The sequence below is a fragment of the Streptococcus oralis genome, assembly GCF_001578945.1.
GTDB lineage: Bacteria > Bacillota > Bacilli > Lactobacillales > Streptococcaceae > Streptococcus > Streptococcus oralis_Q.
In genome coordinates this window covers 401,705-403,098 of sequence record NZ_KQ969551.1, presented here as the reverse complement: position 1 = coordinate 403,098, position 1,394 = coordinate 401,705, and the positions used below count along the sequence as shown (strand labels likewise).

At 39.6% G+C, this 1,394-nt stretch carries 2 protein-coding genes and 1 pseudogene; all 3 read left to right on the top strand.

The genetic code is table 11. The features are described from left to right. Positions 1–214 (top strand): annotated as a pseudogene (locus SORDD16_RS04635) (hypothetical protein); the annotation flags it as partial. 27 nt (positions 215–241) lie between these two features. Then, positions 242–934, top strand: coding sequence for a pyrimidine 5'-nucleotidase PynA (locus tag SORDD16_RS04630; protein ID WP_061452546.1), 693 nt, complete (start codon positions 242–244; stop codon positions 932–934). 61 nt (positions 935–995) lie between these two features. After that, on the top strand, positions 996–1,394 hold a 399-nt coding region (locus tag SORDD16_RS04625), incomplete at its 3' end, for a uracil-DNA glycosylase (protein WP_081215135.1).

Here is a 1,394-nt window from a genome sequence, read left to right as displayed (position 1 = left end):
TTATGATAGCTATGTAGAAAAGGTATTGAAATACTTTAGAAAAACAGATAAATTTTCTAAATTTAAAAATTCAGACCTAAGAGATTATCAAAAATTTAAAAATATAATTATTGCTTTTAGAGAATACTACGGATTAGAAGAATTTAATCTTAAAGAGATTGATCAGTATTTATGGCAGTTAGGAAAAGAATATTTCCCTAATAAATACAAGTAACTTGTTTTCACTTAGAAAGGAAACTCAATGTCCTACAAATTTCTACTCTTCGACCTCGACCACACCTTGCTTGATTTTGATGCTGCTGAGGATGTGGCTTTGACGCAACTTCTAAAAGAAGAAGAAGTTTCGGATATTCAAGCCTATAAAGACTATTACGTTCCTATGAACAAGGCTCTCTGGAAGGACTTGGAGCAAAAGAAAATTAGTAAACAAGAGCTGGTCAACACGCGCTTTTTTCGTTTATTTGCTCACTTTGGACTGGAGAAAGATGGTAGTTTTCTAGCTCAGCGTTACCAATTTTACTTAGCCCAACAGGGACAAACTTTTTCAGGTGCTCATGGACTCTTGGACAGCCTCATCGAACGAGATTATGACTTGTATGCTGCGACAAATGGCATTACTGCCATTCAGACGGGTCGTCTGGCTCAATCTGGTCTGGCACCTTATTTCAATCAAGTTTTTATCTCCGAGCAGTTACAAACACAAAAACCTGATGCACTATTCTATGAAAAAATCGGTCAGCAGATTGCAGGATTTAGCAAAGAAAAGACGCTGATGATTGGAGATTCTCTAACCGCTGACATTCAAGGCGGCAATAATGCTGGAATTGACACGGTTTGGTACAACCCTCATCGCCTTGAAAATCACACACAAGCCCAGCCGACCTATGAAGTCCATTCTTACCAAGACTTGCTGGATTGTTTAGATAAACTGTAAAAAGTGGTTTAGATAGCCACTTTTTGCTATAATAGAGGCAGTAAAAAGGAAGGAGTTGGCTATGGAACACTCATCTTGGCATGCTTTGATTAAGGAGCAATTACCTGAAGGTTATTTCGGGAAAATCAATCAATTTATGGAACAGGTCTATGCTCAGAGAACTGTTTATCCACCTAAGGAAAAAGTTTTTCAGACTCTCTTGACTACTCCTCTGGAAGAAGTTAAGGTGGTGATTCTAGGGCAGGATCCCTATCACGGGCCAAGTCAAGCTCAGGGCTTGAGTTTTTCTGTACCTGACTCTATCCCAGCTCCGCCGTCCTTGCAAAACATTTTAAAAGAATTGTCAGATGACATCGGGGTTAAGAAATCACATGATTTGACGGCTTGGGCTGAGCAAGGAGTCTTACTTCTCAATGCTTGCTTGACGGTTCCTGCTGGTCAAGCCAATGGTCATGCTGGG